Genomic DNA, 17,922 nt, shown 5'->3' with positions numbered 1-17,922 from the left:
AGATGTCGGGAGGTAGCAGCGTTGGGAAATGACAAGAAATCCAAAGATGAAGATGCCATAAAACAAAAGATCAGGGAAAGATATAAAGGTGTCAATGAAGAACTGATAGATGTTATACCGGCTAAGCCCAAGGAGGATTTTTATAAATCTGAAGTACATAAACGTGTAGCGGTTTATGCTCGCGTATCGACGGATGATCCTCACCAGACATCTTCATATGAGCTTCAGAAGAATCATTATGAAGACATGGTCAATGAAAAGCCTAACTGGGATCTTGTTGATATATATGCAGATGAAGGTATTTCAGGCACTTCGCTGCAGCATAGGGACAACTTCATCAGGATGATAAATCATTGTAATGAAGGAAAAATCGACATCATTGTTACCAAAAGTGTTTCCCGATTTGCAAGAAATATAGTGGACTGCATAAGTTATGTGAGGCGGCTAAAGACGTTGGATCCTCCGGTCGGAGTGTTCTTTGAAACGGAAAACATCTTCACTCTGGATGAGAATTCTGAAATGGCACTTTCCTTTATAGCTACGCTGGCACAGGAGGAGAGCCACACAAAGTCTGAAATAGGAAATGCATCCATTGAGGCGAGATTCAAGCGAGGAATATTTTTAACTCCGGTACTTCTGGGATATGACCATGATGATGAAGGGAACCTGATAGTTAATGAGGAAGAGGCAAAAACCGTTCGTCTTATATTTTTCTCATATCTCTATGGATATACTACTCAGCAGATTGCAGATGCACTTACACAGCTTGAGAGGCTCACAAAGAAGGGGAATAGTACATGGTCTTCCAGCAGAATCCAGCAGATTCTGACCAATGAAAGATATTGCGGTGATGTTCTTGCCAGGAAAACCTATACACCAAATTACTTGGATCATAAGAGCAAGAAGAACCGGCATAACAGAAATCAGTATAGAAGAAAGAATCATCATGAAGCCATTATTTCAAGAGAGGATTTCTTTGCAGTACAAAAGCTCCTCCGGAATGCCAAATACGGAAACAAAGGTTATTTTCCTGAGATGAGGGTGATAGTTGCAGGAATACTAAAAGGATTTGTTTCAATACATCCCAGATGGGCCGGTTTTGCTGAAGAAGATTATTACATGGCAAGTGACAGCGTTGATGGGGATATGTACAAGGTGCCTGCAAAGCCACTTGAGATTGGAGTTGAAAAGGGAAACTTCGATCTTAGGGGATATGAGCTGGTAAGAACGCAGTTCATGTCTGTGACAGGACAACCTTCGCTAACCATGACAAGCACACATATGACTTTTAATAAAAGTGCTATAGAGAAGATGGACAGAACAAACAGGATAGAGATCTTTGTGCATCCCGGGAAGAAGATATTGGGAGTCCGAAAAGCAGTTGCTCAGTCCAAGAACTATTTTGTATGGAGCGGACAACGTGAAGGGGAACTTGTTAAAAAGACAATTAGTGGGGCTTCTTTTTTGCCTGTCCTGTTCACAATCTTTGGATGGAGAAAGGATGCAAGTTACAAGATTCTTGGACATCTGCATCGTAAGGATGGGGAGTCGGTTCTGATCTTCAACGCAAATGAAGCTGTTTTATATGTTGATGAAAATGCAATCAGTGATGATGACGAAATTGAGTCAGAGACAGATGAAAACATTGATGGGGAAGCGCAGCCAAAGAAAAAGGGTAAAAAAATCCCGGCTTATCCTACAAAGTGGGTTAATAGCTTCGGGGATGATTATTACAAAAGCACAGCACTTTTTGATGAAGTGGAGCCTGAAGATCAGGATTGGGAAGTTGATAAAGATGGTGAATTGTTCAAGGCTACGGGAACAAATGTAACATCGCAGCAGGAGGCAGCCAGGAATATATCAAAGATTCTTGGGGATATAGGAGTGGGGAATGAGTGAAGAGATAACAGTAATGGAGCAGGAGACACTTCCTTTAATGGATATGATATCTCAGGAAAGCAAGGATACTGAAAATGCTAAGAAGGAAGAACCTATTTCAAAGGAAGAACGAAATGCACATGTGGGAGAAGAGACTGTAGAGGAGTTTTCGTATGAAGGCTTTGAAGTTGTAAGGGAGGAATTCTTTGCCCATCTTTTTGAACCCTCAGTAACACTGAATAATGAAAAGGTATATGTAAATGTGGCGTGTCTTAGAAAACTTCCGAATGTGGAATATGTTCAGTTCCTGGTTAATCCTGAAAAGAAGAAACTAGCTGTAAGGCCGTGCACAGAGGATACGAAGGATTCTCTCAGATGGGCAACGGGAGAGAGCTCAGCAAAAAGAAAGCCAAGGCAGATTACATGTAAGATTTTCTATGCAAAAGTATTAAGGCTTATGGGGTGGAGTGCAAATTATAAATATCAGGTTCTGGGAAAACTTATAAGGACTGCGACAGATCAGGTTTTTGTTTTTGACCTGAATGATGCCAAGACCTATAGGAAGAAAAAGGCTGGCGAGGAAGTGAATACAAGGGAGGCGCTGTTTCCGGAAAGCTGGAAGAATCAGTTCGGTGTTCCTGCCACAGAGCATCAGGATACTGTTCAGATAAGCATATTCAATGAGTATACAGTGTTCTGTATTGAGAGGGATGAAGAAGAGAAGGGAGGAAGGCCTCATGAAGACGATGCCGATAGCAATATCGCTGGATCTGAGGAAGAACAGGATCCGGATACACAAGCAGACGTTACGGAGCTTGGGGAAACCTGAATTTATACAGATACTGGTTAATCCATCAAGTGCGGTCATAGCTATTAGAAAATATCATAAGTTCATGAAGGACGTTCACAGAATAGATTATGACGATGATGGAGACTGCGAGTTTTATAGCAAGGTTTTGGTTCATAGGCTGGCTGATCTAATAGATTCCAATGATGGGGATTCAACGTATTGCATACCGGGGGTAAGTTTTAATGGTAATGTGGCAATTTTCAGAATGGAAAATGCTGAAGCTGTAGAAAGGCAGGATGACCTGTAAAGGGAAAACATATGGAAAATAATAATCAGAGCAATTATAGTCTGGATCCTATATTCGAGCGCTATGTTCAACCATATTCCAAGGAAGCAAAGCAGCAGCTCCTTACTTCAATATTGGAAAATAAAGATGGGAGAGTAGTGCATGTCTGGAAGCACATGCATCTCAATGACAAGGAAAAGTATGAACTGTGCAAGCAGCATGGGATAAAGGAAACGATAAAAATCTATTGCTTTAATGGCAGAAACAGTGCCGCCTACTATATCTGCACAAAAGAGCTTCAGAGGGATGATCTGTGTGAAGAATACAGAAAATACCTGATTGGAGAGCTATATCATTACAAGGAGCTAATTGAGAAGCGGGATGTTTTTAAAAGATCGATGATGAAAGGGCGGCTTTCTGATGAACTGGGGCTTAAACTTGGAATTTCAGGCGGAACTGTAAAGAAATACAACAATTATGCTGCAGCCATGGACATCATTTTTGATACAGATAATGAATTTGCAAAACATATTTTATTGGGGAAGGTGAAGGTGTCCCATGAAAATGTGGTGGAATTGTCGAGGCTGCGAAGAGAAGAAATAAGGATCATTGCCAAGGTAGTAGAAAATGATAAGGTGGAAAAACTTACACTTCAGGATATCAGAAACGAGATCAAATGGAATTATCTTAGAATACAGAATTCACTCCCAAAAGCTAAACGCGAGGTGGAAAAACGGGTACCTAAGGCGGGAACTATCAGGCAGATGCCTGCATATGATCCGGATTCTGAAGTAAACAGTTTATGCATGACCATAGGATCGTGGGTATCATCGATAGAGAGGGTTAATAAAACTGCTGATTTTACGAAGATCACGACTAAGGCGCGTATACGGTTATCCAAAGAATTGGTTTCGTTGAATCACATGATTGAGAAGATTCAGTGTTCTCTGGAAGAAAGGACAGGCTAATATGAACGAAGAATATAATGATTTTGTACCCAATGTGCATTTTGAGCTTATCCCTATAAAGGATCTTGTGTCGAATCAGGATTATCAGCGTAACCTCTCGATGCAGCATGTAAGAAGAGCGGCTGCCAATTTTGACATAAACCAGGTCAATCCCATAAAGGTCAGCAGAAGAGACGGAATTAACTATGTATTCAACGGACAGCATACTGCGGAAATAATAGCCATGGTATCAGAGAGCAGGGAAACACCAGTCTGGTGTATGATATATGATGATCTGGAATACAACGAAGAAGCAGATATCTTTGCTAATCAGATGAAGAACGTCAAAGCCTTGTCGCCATACGAAATATTCAATGCAAATTGCGAGGCGGGTAATGATAAGGAGCTTCTGATCAAGGGGCTTGTGGAGTCCTATGAGCTTAAAATCCTTCCATCAGCCGGAGTTGGAGGCATATGTGCAGTCGGAGCTCTTGAAAATATCTATGATAAATATGGATATGATGTACTAGACCGTGTGCTAAGACTTATTATCATGACCTGGGAAGGCGAGCAGAAGTCCTTCTCAGCAAATATGATGAACGGAGTGGCAAGGCTTCTGAACAGCTTTGGTGATGAACTCAAAGAGACCACCTTCAAGGAAAAGCTTGGAGTTGTATCTGTCAAGGATATCACCAAGAATGCAAAGGAGCGGCGACCGGGATCGCTTGGGTTTGCGGAAGCAATGCTGGTTGTGTACAACAAGCGTATGAAACCGGGGCTGCAGTGGAGTAAGCTGTATTCGGTGAAGGCCACTGGTGGCGGGAAGAAAAAAGAGAATAAGGAATATGATGCAGAGGGTGAAGTTGAGCAGGATGCATCATGATGAATTTAAAAAAAGCAGGCTATACAATTGTGGCCTGTTTTTTATTGCTTTTTTTATTAGTGCGAACGCGAGATTTTTAGAGTGATTGTTACAAGTTTGTGGTAAAATATAAAAGACGTGTAATGGGCTCTGTTGAGCTATTTGTAAAAGGTTAGAGGAGCAATTTATGGCAGTATCGTATAAGAGGCTTTTTAAACTGATGATTGATAAAGATATGAAGCGAAAAGATCTAATCAAAAAGACGGGCTTAAGCTATGCGACTATCACCAAACTTGAGAAAGGCGAAAATGTGCAGATGGAAGTATTGGAGCGAATCTGCAAGGAGTTTAAGTGTCAGTTAAATGATATTGCTGAAATTATTTTTTGATATAAGGGCTTACGGGGATATAAAAAACTAAAGAAATGAAATGTTTTGGAGGGAGAGTATTATGGCGGGGTCCAAGAAAAATGACGTCATTAGCATTGCGTCGCCACATAGTATTAAGAAATTTGAGTTGATTTCTGAGTACGTTAAGTCGTGGGTTCAAATAATAATGCAAATAGAAAAATGTAAAGGTATCGTATATATAGATTGCATGTCAAATAGTGGTGTTTATCAGACGGAGGAAGGAGAAGAAATCGAAGGAACAGCGCTAAGAGTATCAAAAATTATTGCGGATGCTATGAACACATATGCAAAAAAGCAAGCATATTTGTATTTTAATGATCTTCAGTCTGAAAAGATTGATTTACTTAGTACACGACTTCCAAAGCAGACAGATAATTTTCATATATATACAGATGTGATGGACGCGAGTGTTATGTTGAAGAAAATTGCATCTCAGTTCAAATCAACATTTGAAGGAATGCATTTTTTACTCGTCTATGATCCTTATGATGCGCATATAGATTGGGAGGCACTTGACCCTTTTTTGAAAAATTGGGGTGAAGTTATTATTAATCATATGGTTTCAGATACTATTAGGGCAGCAAAAACTGCCAAAAAGCCTGAAGTTGTAAAAAAATATGAAGACACCTATAAGATGACAATTAATGATTTGATTTCAGTAGGTAGTGATAGGAACGCATATGAAACGATAATAGAGAAGATAATTACCGATAGTACAGGAAGAAAAGAAGGTGATTATCATATAGCAGTATTTCCTTTTTTCAATAGTAATAATGCGGTTGTCTATAATTTGCTCCATTGTACTAGACATAAAAGAGGCTTCGAGTTATTTAAAAGTACGGCGTGGAAGATCTTTGGGGATCGATCTTCTATGAAAAATACGCATAATAGTGAGAATCAGATGCAATTATGTTTTGGCAAGGACGGAAATATAATGTATGAAACTCCTGAAGACGATTCTTGTTATAACCTTAGAGATGCAGCGTTATATATTCATAGACATTTTCGAGGAAAAAAAGACGTACCAAACATGGAAGTATGGAATTATCTTGGACAACATCCGGTTTTTCCAACTGAAGGATATTTAAATAAAATAAAGAGAATTTTGAAAGAAGAATTTGATATGAAGACTTCTCGAAGTTCTATGACATTTTCGGATAGGAGTTATTAATAATGCCAAATGTTGAAGGCCTTATAACACGAAAATCAATGTTATATAAGACGGGGGTTGAATACGGAGATTATACAATTAACTACGTGCAAGGATGTGCTCATGGATGTAAGTATCCATGTTATGCTTTCGCTTTAAAGAAACGTTTTGGGCAGATAAAAACATACGATGAATGGCGGAAACCGTATTTGGTTTCTAATACGTTGGAACTATTAGATAAGGAAATTCCAAAACTAAAAAATAAAATAAAATCGGTTCATCTATGTTTTACCACAGATCCTTTTATGTATGGCTATTCACAGATTGAAAAGATGAGCATCGATGCTATTAAAAAAATGAATAGTGCAGGGATTAAATGCACTGTGCTGACAAAAGGAATACTGCCAGAGGAATTGGCAGATTGTTCAAAAGAAAACGAATATGGGATTACTCTCATTTCTTTGGACGAAGAGTATCGTAGACAAGTTGAGCCGGGGGCAGCTAGTTATGAAGACCGACTAAAAGCAATTAAAATACTTCATGAAAAAGGTTGCAAGACATGGGTGAGTATAGAACCATATCCTACTCCAAATCTTATAGATCAGAGTCTTGGAGAGATTCTGGAAGCAGTAAGCTTTGTGGATAAAATTATCTTTGGAAGGACGAATTATTCTAAGGAAGTTTCAAGCGGTTATCCAGAGCATAAGAGATTCTATAACGAAAAAGCAGAAGAGGTATTACTATTCTGCGATAGTCATAATATTGATTGTCATATAAAAGAAAAAACGATTACAAAGTAATAATTCCATATTCGTGTATAACATAAATTATTAAATGAAATGTCTAGTAATGTCGGTAACAGGCATTTACGGTAGTTAACATAAGTAGGAGGAATTCACATGGCTGCTATTCACGATTTACTCGCGCAGGTTCAGGATGAGGCTCTGCGGGCAAGGCTGGAGCATGAAATAGATAGACTGTCAAAAACAAAAAAGTTTGGACTGGTATTTGAAGAACATTTGCCCGAGTGTGTACCACTATATGATATTCCAGTTAAGAGGGGATCTACGGTTGCAAAGAAAACTGGAACAATTAGCGAAATGTATGAAGTATATTCAATAAATGATGATGTTGCAACATGTTATCACAAAGTGTCAGAAGAAAGGGAAGAAATTCCGGTTGAAGAATTAGTCTGTGTGGCTGAATTTGGAGAACCAATTTATCCATATCTAAAGCCTATTGATAGTATATGCAACGCACCGACTAGTGACCTTTGGCATACTTTGATAGAAGCTGACAATTATCATGCATTGCAGTTATTAGAGTATCTGTATGCGGAAAAGGTTGATTGTATATATATTGATCCACCATATAATACAGGTGCAAAAGATTGGAAATATAATAATGATTATGTTGATTCAAGTGATGAATATAGACATAGTAAATGGCTTTCTTTTATGGAAAGAAGACTCATTATTGCTAAGAAACTTCTGAATCCTAAAACTGGAGTTTTGATAGTTACTATTGATGAACATGAAGTTCATCGTTTAAGAATGCTATTAGATCAGTTGTTTCCGGAGTATTACATCCAGATGGTGACATATGTTACAAGCCCTTCTGGTGCCTCGCAAGGTCGATTTTCAAGAATCGAGGAATATGCAATATATTGCTTTGCTAAGGAAGCATATGTTCAAGCAGGTGATGACCCAATGATTGGTGAAGTTGAAACTAGCACATCAGTTCGCTGGAAATCTTTGCTTAGATCAGGCCCTAGCTCAACAAGAGCAGATAGAAAAAACATGTTCTATCCAATTTATATAGATGAAAAAAAAGGAGTGGTTGTTGAAGTTGGAGAAGCATTACCTTTTGAGGAAGAACCTGATTTTTCACCAGTAGACGGACACCCTGTAATATGGCCAGTTAGAACAGATGGGACATTGGGGAGATGGAGTGTTGGTGCAGAGACTTTTAGAGAACTAGTAAGCAAGGGATATGTTCAGATTGGCAGATATGATGAAAAACGGAACACATATGGCGTTACATATCTGAGCAGTCAAACTCAGAAAATGATAGAGAGCGGAGACGTTGTTATCACTGGTCGAGATAAGGATACAGGAATAGTAAGTGTTGAATATGCTAATTCACATGCACAGGCAATTCGAACAGTTTGGTATAGGACTCGTCATAATGCAGGCTCATATGGAACGAATATGATTTCTTCAATTATTGGTAAGGAAAGAAAGTTTTCATTTCCGAAATCTGTATATGCTACGTTAGATTCAATATATAGCGTTGTGAAATCAAATAAAGATGCTCTTATTGTTGATTTCTTTGCAGGTTCAGGAACAACACAGCATGCTGTAAACCTGATGAATTGTCTAGATGATGGAAAAAGACGATGTATAAGTATTACAAATAATGAGGTATCTGAGAATGAGGCCGCAGCTTTATTAGAGCAAGGATTTAAGCCTGGTGATAAAGAATGGGAGTCATATGGTATTGCGAGATATATAACATGGCCTAGAACAGTTTGCAGCGTGAAAGGCGAAGATATCAATGGAATTCCACTTAAAGGCGAATATCTATTGACGGAAAGGGCACTTTCAGATGGCTTGGAATCAAATGTTTCCTTTTTTAAGCTTGGTTTTTTAGATCAAAATACTGTGGCATTGGGGAGACAGTTAAAAGAACTTATTCCGGTATTGTGGTTAAAGGCTGGTTCAATAGGAAGATGCCCTTCTATAGAAGAAGTCTCCTCGATGTATATTTTCGAAGAAAATCAATTTGCAATTCTTAATGATGAAAAAGAATTTGTGATGTTTAAACAAAAGATTTCGTCTAATATAAAAGTCATTTTTTTTGTCACGGATTCTGACGCAGGCTATAGGGAGATGAGTTCTTGTTATGAATATTTAACAACATATCAGCTATACAGTGATTATTTAGAAAATTTTAGAATAATTGTTAGGAGATAATATATGGCTGCAATTCATGACTTGTTGGCACAAGTACAAGATGAAGCTTTGAGAGCTAGACTGGAGCAGGAGATAAATAGGTTGTCTAAAACAAAGAAATTTGGGCTGGTGTTTGAAGGGCATTTGCCAGAATGTACGCCTCTTTATGACATTCCGGTCAAGAAGGGGGCTGTAGTTGCTAAGAAAGCAGGCGCTGTAAGCGAGATGTATGAAGTGAGCTCTATCAAAGATGGTATTGCTACATGCTATCACAAGGTAACAGAAGTTATGGATGAAATTCCGGTTGAAGAATTAGTCTGTGTGGCCGAATTTGGAGAACCTATCTATCCTTATCTTAAGCCGATTGATTCTATTTGCAATAGCGATGAAAGTGATCTGTGGCATTCTTTGATAGAAGCAGATAATTACCATGCACTACAGCTTTTAGAATACCTATATGCTGGTAAAGTGGATTGCATTTATATAGATCCTCCTTACAATACTGGTGCAAGAGATTGGAAGTATAACAATGATTACGTTGACGGAGCTGATTCATATCGTCATAGTAAATGGCTATCAATGATACAGAAGAGGTTGCGTTTAGCGAAAAAGCTTTTGAATCCCAAGGACTCTGTACTAATCATAACAATTGATGAAAAAGAGTATCTGCATCTTGGATGCTTGTTGGAGGAACTGTTTCCAGAAGCGAACATTCAAATGATTACAGATGTAATAAATGCAAAAGGTGTTTCAAGAATAAACCAGTTTTCAAGAGTAGAAGAGTACATTTTCTTTATTCAATTAGGAGATTCTAAGCCTGCATTAACGAATGATAGCATGTTAGACTTCGAAATGACGGGGAACTATGCACAAAACGCAGGTGACGCTATTCCATGGGCAAGAATGCTAAGAAGAGGAAGTAATTCTCATCGTGAACATTCAGAGAACTGTTTTTATCCAATATTTGTGAATGAAGAGAAGGAAGTTATAGAATCAGTAGGTTATCCGCCTGGGAAAGGAAATAGTAGAGATAACATTACCACTCCAGCTGGCTGTGTTGCGATATGGCCCATGCATGCTAATAATGTGGAGGGGTGCTGGCAATTGAGTAGACCCAAATTTGTTAAAGCGATAGAGGATGGAACAGCAAAATTGGGCCGGAAAAACAAACTGGGACAGTGGTCTATTAATTATTTAAATCAGGGAATTTTGAATGAAATCTCAGAAGGAAGTGTTGAAATAATTGGAAAGGATGAAAAAGGTGCAGTTATTCTAGAGAGAAAAGAGGATAAACTCAATTCTGCAAAATCAGTATGGAATCGAAAATCACATGATGCAAGCCTTTATGGATCTGTTTTGCTTTCTTCAATTATTGGAAAACGCTTTTCATATCCTAAGTCGGTCTATTCAGAGTATGACACAATTAGATTCTTTGTGGCTAATAAACCTAACGCATTAATTGTGGATTTTTTTGCAGGATCTGGTACAACTTTGCATGCGATTAATTTGATTAATTCCGAGGACGGCGGACATCGGCGATGTATTATGGTTACCAATAATGAGGTTTCAGAAGATGAAGCGAAAAATCTTTTAAAACAAGGATATGTACCGGGAGACGATGAGTGGGAAAAATTAGGAATCGCCCAATATGTAACTTGGCCAAGAACCAAATGTTCAATAAAAGGAATTGACATTAAGGGGAAAGCTTTGAAAGGTAATTATTTGGTCGGTGATAAACCTATGGCGGATGGCTTTAAGTCAAATGTAGCATTTTTTAAGTTGGGATTTTTGGATAAGACCTCTATAGCTTTAGGACGTCAACTAGAAAAGATGATTCCAATTCTGTGGCTGAAAGCAGGTGCTCATGGTAGGTGCCCTCAATTACAGGATGGAAAGAAATCCATGATTATACTTCCTGAAAATAGATTTGCAATTTTAGTTGATGATAAGCATTATCTGGAATTTGATGAAAAAATAAAAGGTTATCCGGAAATTCAAACAATATATATTGTTACTGATTCTGAGGCAGGATATCGTGAAATGATCGCTGGATACGAGAACAGAAACACATTTCAGCTTTATAGAGATTATCTTGATAATTTCAGAATAAACACAGGGAGGTAAGCTATGAAAGCAGAATTATTTCCGTTTCAGAAAAGAGCATTAAGTGAACTTAGATTAAAATCAGCAGAAGCAGTGTATCGTTATGAACGCACACATTCAAAGCAGGTTGTTTCCTTTACAGCTCCCACTGGTGCGGGAAAAACAATTATTATGGCAGCGCTGATAGAAAATATTCTTTTTGGAGATGAGGTATATCCAGAACAACCGGAGGCTATTATTGTGTGGCTTTCGGATTCACCACAGTTGAACGAGCAGTCGAAAGATAAAATAGATTTAAAGGCTGACAAAATCCGTTTGGGGCAGTGTGTTACAGTTCAGGATGATTCTTTTGACCAGGAAATGTTTGATGATGGTCATATTTATTTCCTTAATACGCAGAAACTTGGAAAGAGTTCCAATCTGACAAAGCACACGGATAGTCGTCAGTATACTATATGGGAGACTTTAGCAAACACAGCACGTGAAAAAAGCGATCATCTGTATTTTATTATAGATGAAGCCCATCGTGGAATGCAGGGCCGTGAAGCAGGACGTGCAACAACAATAATGCAGAAGTTCCTCAAAGGAAGTCCAGAGGATGGCATCGAAGCAATGCCTGTGGTCATAGGCATGTCTGCGACATCTGCGAGATTTAATACTCTAGTACAGGGAATTGCCTCTGATACGCAGTTTGTAGTTGTTACAACAGATGAGGTCAGAGCATCAGGGCTGTTGAAAGATCGTATTGTCATTTCTTATCCTGAGGACAACGCCGGAAACAAAGATATGGCAGTTCTACAGGCAGCAGCTGATGAATGGAAGGATAAGTGGGATCACTGGTATCAGTATTGCTATGAACAGCATTATGCTTATGTAAATCCGGTCTTGGTTATTCAGGTACAGAATGCAACTTCTTCATCAATTTCTGCAACTGATCTAGATGATTGCATTCAGAAGATTGAAGAAAGAATTGGTATACGCTTCCAAGAAGGAGAAGTGGTTCATACATTTGGTGATGCTAATAATGTAATTCAGATTAATGGATTGAATGTGCCATATGTAGCTCCGTCAGCAATTGCAGAAGATAAGAGAATTAGAGTGGTCTTCTTTAAGGAAAGTTTATCAACAGGATGGGATTGTCCTAGAGCGGAGACGATGATGTCATTCCGCCATGCAACAGATGCAACATATATTGCACAGCTTTTGGGACGTATGATCCGTACTCCTATGCAGATGCATATTCAGGTCGATGAAACACTGAATGATGTGCATCTTTATCTGCCATACTTTAATTCTGATACGGTAAAGGAAGTTGTGGAGGAATTACAGAATGCGGAGGGCGGTGATATTCCTGCTGATATCTATGGCGAATCATTAGATACGAAAGTTATGGATACGTTATCCGTTAGGCCGAGAAGCACATCTAATGACGGAGGTGCTCGCTATTCAACGGCTTATCCAGGGCAGATGTCCTTATTTGATCAGCAGGGCGGAACTCAGCCAATGGAATCACATGATGGAGGAGCTGTTTCATACGGTAATAGTGGACAAACGGAAACTGTTTCTGGCGTCCGCGAGATGCCTGCATCTTATGGGAGCGAAGACGCACAAAGTACAATTGCGAATCCTTCAGCAGTAACCCGGAATCAAACGACAACCGAAAAAGATGACAGTACAACGTCAGCGAACAATGGAGGTGCTCCAGTACAGGCAAGTAATTCATCACAAAGAGAACAGGAATATGTACAGGAAACGTTCATAGATCCATTGGATAGAGAAGGAGTAGTGAAAGCTATCAATGATTCTGGTCTATTGTCTTATGATGTCAGAAACGTAAGAATCAGTAACTATCTGAATTCGTTATACAGCTTAGCGCGCCTTCTCAGGCAGTCTGGAAAGTACCAGGATGCTACAGATGATGTTTTGGAAGAAATCATAAAGATGATCCGCGAATATGTTGGTGAATTGAAAAGAGATGGCAAATATGACGATTTATCTAAAAAAGTCATGGAGTTTCAGATGAAGTCGCAGGTATTTGATGTTTTTGGTGAAAGTGTTGATGACAACATTGTTCATCAATTCATGTCAACCACGGATGTAGACATTGATCGACAGTTTCGTCGTGCTGAGACAAAACTTGGAAATGAAGGCGTTGGAAATAAGTACGGACAGTATTATTTTGATGAGAATGATCCAAATTCTTATAAGATTGATGTTATTTTATTTGCAGCAAATGATGATTGTTATGAAAGACTTCTATCTTATGCAGAGAAGACATTTCATAGTTTGAATGATAATTATCGTCGTAAGATAGTAGGTTTAGATGAAAAGTTTATCAAGCAATATGATTCCATTGTGTCTAATGGAGATATTGTTAGTAAGCACAATTTCCGTCTCCCAGAAACCATCAGTATTCCTAGGGAAATAAATGGAAAAGACTATGAAGACCATCTGTTTGTGAATGATCAAGGAAAAGCACGTATTAATCTAAACAACTGGGAAGAAGGCGTGTTGCTCGAAGAGCAGAAGCAAAATGATTATGTATGTTGGTTTAGAAATCCTCCAAGAAAGCCATGGTCACTGTGCATTCCATATGAAATGGGAAATGAGCAGAAGCCAGCTTTCCCGGATTTTATAGTTATTCGTAAGGACAGTGATGGTGAATATATTATAGATATATTGGAACCACACGATCCAACTAGAATTGATAACCTTGGAAAGGCTAGGGGATTTGCAGAATATGCTAGGCAGAATCCAGGAGTGGGACGTATTCAGTTGATACGAATGGCCAAGGATGCGGTAGGACATAATAGATTTAAGCGACTTGATATGGCGCAGAGTTTGGTGCGTGATAAAGTATCCCATGCCATGACAAATGATGAGCTCGATCATATTTTTGAAACAGATGGATTCTTTATGGATTAAATGATTTGATTGGAGGCTTCAAGATGGATAATGACCAGATTGTAAGCAGGATGAACACATTTTTACATACATCTGCCAATATTCTTGCGAAATGGTTAGGAGAGCAACTTCCCAAAACATCGGATGCATGGTGGGATGATTGTGTTATTGCAAAACTTAGCTATAATCAGGCAGAGATGGCTAGAGAACGTGGCTTTACAGAACTTGGACAGTTTGATCTTGCTGCATTGTTGCGCATTGCTGACAAATCTTGGTATGAGATGCGCAACGTTGCATTCCTTCCGACCAGGGAGAGAGAATGCATTCGTGATATGATGCGTGTTCGCAATAACTGGGCGCATGTTAGCGCTATGCTTCCCGGAAAGGATGCTATTCTTGCTGATCTGGCTACATTACATGATTTCTTCGAACAAAGAGAGTGTGAAGATGAGTTATTGAATGAAGTTGACAGAATGATTGAAGAGGTTAAATCTCCTTCGACGGTTGATTTTTCGTCCTTTGCACAGGAAATAAAAGAAAATTCTGAAGCTACTATTGAACCTGAGGTTGTCGATGAAAATGAAATAAATGAAAAAAGTCTTGTTTATTTGACTGGAAGTCCTGATGTTAAGGGCATAGTTATGTCAATCACCGATTTAGGAGATACCAAAAAGTATGATGTTTTTATAGATGGAAACTTCAAGACTTTTTACTCCGGACAGATTGCTTTGTACGTTGAAAAAGCATCCTATAACTGGGTGGATATAAATACGTTCAGAAGTTATCTCACTGCATATCAAATTAACAATCCATCAGGGAATGAGCTTTATTCCTTAAATTCAGCAAGAATTGATTTTGTGCCTTATCAGTTTAGACCAGCACTTAAAATGATTCATGCGGATGAACCACGTATTCTTATAGCGGACAGTGTTGGTGTAGGTAAAACTATAGAGGCAGGTCTGATTATTAAAGAGCTTCAGGCTAGAAGTGAGCTAGAAAATGTTTTAATTATATGCCCAAAACCGCTTGTTACGGAGCGTAAGTGGGAAATGGAAATGAAGCGATTTGATGAAGAGTTTGTACCAGTTGATGGTCCAATGCTTCGTCAGATTATTTCTGATACCGATAGAGATGGAGAGTGGCCTATCAGATTCAGTAAGACTATTATGCCATATTCTATTTTGGACAGTAGAGCATATGAGGGAGAAACGACAAAGAAGAAGCATAGCTTTGGACTCAAGGACTTAGATCCAGCACCGCATTTTGACTTGGTTATCATTGATGAGGCTCATCATATCCGCAACGGAAGTATGGAGAAAGAAAAGGCATTTGAGTATAAATGCGTGAAATACTTCTGTGATAATGCAGATGCTGTTGTTATGTTAACGGCTACTCCGTTACAGACAAGTGATGATGATCTTTTTACACTTTTAAATGTTTTGCGCCCAGATATTGTAATTGATAAGCAGACTTTTAATATGATGTCCAGGCCCAATGCTCATATTTCAGAAGCTGCAAGCTTTATGAGAAAAGCTGATAATAATTGGCAGAAACAGGCAACAGAAGCATTAAAAGGGGTATTAGAAACGCAGTGGGGCGAAAATGTTGTTGCTGCAAATCCAACATATGGAGAAATGATTAAAACTTTGCAGCAAGAAAAGATTACACGTGAAGAACGTGTAAAACTGATATCTGATGCTGAAAGCTTGCATAGCTTTAATTCTATGATCAACCGTACGAGAAGGAAGGATATTCAAGATTTCTGTATGAGAAGACCATATACGCTTGCTGTGGATTTTACGCCTAGACAGCAGGAACTTCATGATGAATTGCTAAGATTTGAATCTAATGCTTTATTACAGCTCCATGGCAGTGCAAGGTCTATTCCTTTTATGATGTCTACTATTAAACGTCAGGCAGCAAGTTGTATCTTTGGATTAGCACCGCATATTCGCGATCTTATTAGTAGAAGATTCCAGCAGCTGGAAGATGATCCTGATATGGATTCTCCGGGATTTGTTTTTGAAGGATCTGATGCTAGTGCGTTAGAGGTTTTAGCTCAAAATCTTTTGACCATGGCAGATAATCTTCCAGAAGAAGATCCAAAGTTTGATCAGATGATGGAAGCAATTACTGAAAAACAAAAGCTGGAAAATAATAAGATAATTATTTTTAGCACATTCCGTTTTACATTAGGGTATTTGAGAAGAAAATTGGAAGAAGCTGGTCTTAGAGTAGCTCAAGTTGATGGTGGCGTAAAGGATTCAATGAGACAAAATCTAAGAGAACGCTTTGAATTACCCAAAGCTGACAATGATGCCATCGATATTTTGTTGTTTACTGAAGTCGGTTCTGAAGGTCTTGATTATCAGTTTTGCGACATGATGATCAATTATGATTTACCTTGGAACCCGATGAGAATAGAACAGAGAATAGGCCGTATTGATAGGCGTGGACAACAAAGTGAGACCGTTGGTATTTACAATATGATTACTAACGGCACAGTAGATGCAGACATCTACTACCGTTGTCTGATGCGTATCGGAATTTTTGAAAGCAGTATTGGCGAATGTGAAGAAATATTAGGTGATATTGCTACACAGTTGGATCGTATAGCTCTGGATGCATCTCTTACAGATGAAGAAAGAAAAATAAAGCTAGAACAGATGGCTGATAATGAAGTCAGAAGAATACAAGAAATAGACCGTCTTGAAGAAGAAGAGAAGGAGTTCTTTGGATTTGATTTATCAGAATATATGACTTCTCAGGAGATTCATAATGCTGAGAATCCTTGGTTAACACAGAAGAGTCTTCAGATATTGATAGAACAATATCTATATAGGAGACTTGGACAAGGAAGCTATATTCTTGGTGAAGGTGAAGTGAAGCAGCTTAGATTATCTGCGGTTGCGAGAGCAGAACTTCGCGATGATTTTCGTAAACTTCCAAGTGGAAGAAATGCAGTACGACAAGCATGGGATGTATATCTGAAGGGTAAAGCTCCTATACATTCAATTACGTTTGATTCTGAAACTGCAGAGAAAAAGAGGGATGCTTTCTTTATTACTGCTATGCATCCTTTGGCAAAACAGGCGGCAGCCTATTTTGCATCTAACGAACAGGCATATATTCGAATACAGTATGCAACAGAAGATTTGCCTTGTGGGGACTATCATTTCTCTGTTTATGCATGGAGCTATGTTGGAATCAGTCCGCACTTCAAGCTGGTTGTTGTTTGTGACGATGATGTAATTGCTTCTGAACTTCCGGAAATTCTTCAGGAATCTCAGAGCGGAGCAACAGCAGTTAAGATAGATCCGGCAGATTGGGATGCATTGGAAAAGAAACAGGTAAAGTTATGGATTGATGAAAAAGCTTCTGAGATCAAAGAGGCCGAGAATGCTTCAACATTTAAGATAGAAAGTTTGTCAAATAATTTCAGAAATAGAAAGAGATCGCTAGAGCAGAAAATCCAGGACACCAGTAGTGAAAGTATTAGGAGAATGTACACTAGTGAACTGGAGTCTGCTACTGAAAACTATGAGCTTAAAGTTGAAGAAATCAGAAAAAAGGTTGGGCAAACCGATATACATACAACATTGATTGCAAATGGAATTCTAAACGTAGTTAGCTAAGGGT

Annotated in this window: 12 protein-coding genes; all 12 read left to right on the top strand. The window is 38.7% G+C overall.

The genetic code is table 11. From position 1 onward, the window contains the following. The first annotated feature begins 21 nt into the window (after positions 1-21). The 12 genes from G587_RS0105730 (at position 22) to G587_RS0105675 (ending at position 17,918) form a co-directional block, all read left to right on the top strand. On the top strand, positions 22-1,899 hold the full coding sequence (locus tag G587_RS0105730; RefSeq protein WP_026491455.1) for a recombinase family protein: 1,878 nt from the start codon (positions 22-24) through the stop codon (positions 1,897-1,899). Further along, positions 1,892-2,707, top strand: coding sequence for a hypothetical protein (locus tag G587_RS21570; RefSeq protein ID WP_051200790.1), 816 nt, complete (start codon positions 1,892-1,894; stop codon positions 2,705-2,707). The genes G587_RS0105730 and G587_RS21570 overlap by 8 nt, the downstream gene beginning before the upstream one ends. Beyond that, positions 2,694-2,975, top strand: coding sequence for a hypothetical protein (locus G587_RS0105720; RefSeq protein WP_026491454.1), 282 nt, complete (start codon positions 2,694-2,696; stop codon positions 2,973-2,975). Before G587_RS21570 ends, G587_RS0105720 begins: the two co-directional genes overlap by 14 nt. 11 nt (positions 2,976-2,986) lie before the next feature. Next, positions 2,987-3,922 (top strand): hypothetical protein, encoded by a 936-nt coding sequence (locus G587_RS0105715; protein ID WP_026491453.1) that lies wholly within the window; start codon positions 2,987-2,989, stop codon positions 3,920-3,922. 1 nt (position 3,923) lies between these two features. Continuing rightward, a complete protein-coding gene (locus tag G587_RS0105710; protein WP_026491452.1) occupies positions 3,924-4,784 on the top strand; it encodes a DUF6551 family protein in 861 nt (286 codons plus the stop codon). A gap of 166 nt (positions 4,785-4,950) precedes the next feature. Further along, entirely contained in the window at positions 4,951-5,151 is a 201-nt protein-coding gene (locus tag G587_RS0105705; protein WP_026491451.1) for a helix-turn-helix domain-containing protein, read from the top strand. Positions 5,152-5,212: 61 nt separating this feature from the next. Next, positions 5,213-6,343: a three-Cys-motif partner protein TcmP gene (gene tcmP / locus G587_RS0105700; protein WP_026491450.1), complete on the top strand. Its 1,131-nt coding sequence runs from the start codon at positions 5,213-5,215 to the stop codon at positions 6,341-6,343. A gap of 2 nt (positions 6,344-6,345) precedes the next feature. Further along, positions 6,346-7,122 (top strand): radical SAM protein, encoded by a 777-nt coding sequence (locus tag G587_RS0105695; RefSeq protein ID WP_026491449.1) that lies wholly within the window; start codon positions 6,346-6,348, stop codon positions 7,120-7,122. A gap of 99 nt (positions 7,123-7,221) precedes the next feature. Next, the gene (locus G587_RS0105690) at positions 7,222-9,297 is read left to right on the top strand and encodes a site-specific DNA-methyltransferase (protein WP_026491448.1); all 2,076 of its coding nucleotides are present in this window, start codon (positions 7,222-7,224) and stop codon (positions 9,295-9,297) included. Positions 9,298-9,300: 3 nt separating this feature from the next. Further along, positions 9,301-11,400, top strand: coding sequence for a site-specific DNA-methyltransferase (locus tag G587_RS0105685; protein ID WP_026491447.1), 2,100 nt, complete (start codon positions 9,301-9,303; stop codon positions 11,398-11,400). 3 nt (positions 11,401-11,403) lie between these two features. Next, positions 11,404-14,304: a DEAD/DEAH box helicase gene (locus G587_RS0105680; RefSeq protein WP_026491446.1), complete on the top strand. Its 2,901-nt coding sequence runs from the start codon at positions 11,404-11,406 to the stop codon at positions 14,302-14,304. Positions 14,305-14,327: 23 nt separating this feature from the next. Beyond that, the gene (locus tag G587_RS0105675) at positions 14,328-17,918 is read left to right on the top strand and encodes a helicase-related protein (RefSeq protein WP_026491445.1); all 3,591 of its coding nucleotides are present in this window, start codon (positions 14,328-14,330) and stop codon (positions 17,916-17,918) included. The last annotated feature ends 4 nt before the right edge of the window (positions 17,919-17,922 follow it).

Source organism: Butyrivibrio sp. XPD2002 (genome assembly GCF_000423945.1).
Classification (GTDB): domain Bacteria; phylum Bacillota; class Clostridia; order Lachnospirales; family Lachnospiraceae; genus Butyrivibrio.
This window is presented reverse-complemented; position numbering and strand designations above follow the sequence as displayed.

Coding starts and splice junctions, on each gene's coding strand:
- G587_RS21570 (WP_051200790.1), top strand. CDS start 1,892: ATGAGTGAAGAGATAACAGTAATGGAGCAGGAGACACTTCCTTTAATG.
- G587_RS0105715 (WP_026491453.1), top strand. CDS start 2,987: ATGGAAAATAATAATCAGAGCAATTATAGTCTGGATCCTATATTCGAG.
- G587_RS0105710 (WP_026491452.1), top strand. CDS start 3,924: ATGAACGAAGAATATAATGATTTTGTACCCAATGTGCATTTTGAGCTT.
- G587_RS0105705 (WP_026491451.1), top strand. CDS start 4,951: ATGGCAGTATCGTATAAGAGGCTTTTTAAACTGATGATTGATAAAGAT.
- tcmP (WP_026491450.1), top strand. CDS start 5,213: ATGGCGGGGTCCAAGAAAAATGACGTCATTAGCATTGCGTCGCCACAT.
- G587_RS0105695 (WP_026491449.1), top strand. CDS start 6,346: ATGCCAAATGTTGAAGGCCTTATAACACGAAAATCAATGTTATATAAG.
- G587_RS0105690 (WP_026491448.1), top strand. CDS start 7,222: ATGGCTGCTATTCACGATTTACTCGCGCAGGTTCAGGATGAGGCTCTG.
- G587_RS0105685 (WP_026491447.1), top strand. CDS start 9,301: ATGGCTGCAATTCATGACTTGTTGGCACAAGTACAAGATGAAGCTTTG.
- G587_RS0105680 (WP_026491446.1), top strand. CDS start 11,404: ATGAAAGCAGAATTATTTCCGTTTCAGAAAAGAGCATTAAGTGAACTT.
- G587_RS0105675 (WP_026491445.1), top strand. CDS start 14,328: ATGGATAATGACCAGATTGTAAGCAGGATGAACACATTTTTACATACA.